At 70.3% G+C, this 698-nt stretch carries 1 pseudogene; it reads right to left on the bottom strand.

Annotated elements, in window-relative coordinates:
- Positions 1-698: pseudogene (locus IEY82_RS38735) on the bottom strand (hypothetical protein); the annotation flags it as partial.

Here is a 698-nt window from a genome sequence, read left to right as displayed (position 1 = left end):
TCGCGGATGCCCTGGAGATCTTCCAGGGCGATGCCTCGCCCGGTGCGTGCAGCCTCGGTCACGATGCGTCTGGCGATGGTGTGATTAAGGTCGGCGGCGAAACGTGCTTCCTTGCGGCGGCGTTTCCTCAGCAGCCGTTTCGCGGACTTGGTGGCCTTGGCCTGCAGGCGGCGGCGCAACTCCCGGTGGCGGTGACGGACCGCGTTCAGGGCCTTTCCGCTGTGACGGACACCATCTCCGGTGCCGGTGCCGGTGCCGGTGCCGGTGGCGGTGCCGGTGCCGGTGGCGGTGGCGGTGGCGGTGGCGGTGGCGGTGGTGGTGGCGATGTTGGCGATCCCCAGATCCACCCCGACAAACCCGTCCGGAGCGCGCACCGGAACGTCCGGCAGGTCGCAGGTGGCGATGAGGAACCACCTGCCATCGCGGCAGACCAGGTCTGATTCGCCCTTGCGGTGAGCGGCCAGCAGGGTGAGCTGATCGGCCGAGGCAGTGAACGCCACGCCCTTCATCCGCCCACCCACGGTCCAGATCGACACCGTGCGGGCGTTCAGCTGCCAGGACAGGCAGCGGTCGTCGAACGGCTGGGCCGCGCCCGGGCGAAAGACGATCGGCCGGGCCAGCACCCGTTCACGCCGGGCGGAGCCGGGCCTGCCCAGATTGCCGTTGCGGACATGGGCGTGCAGGGTGGTGTAGGCGTC

Origin of the sequence: Nonomuraea cavernae (assembly GCF_014646355.1) — a bacterium.
GTDB classification, from domain to species: Bacteria; Actinomycetota; Actinomycetes; order Streptosporangiales; family Streptosporangiaceae; genus Nonomuraea; species Nonomuraea cavernae.
The sequence above is the reverse complement of the archived record's forward strand: the minus strand, read 5'-3'. Positions and strand labels throughout refer to the sequence as shown.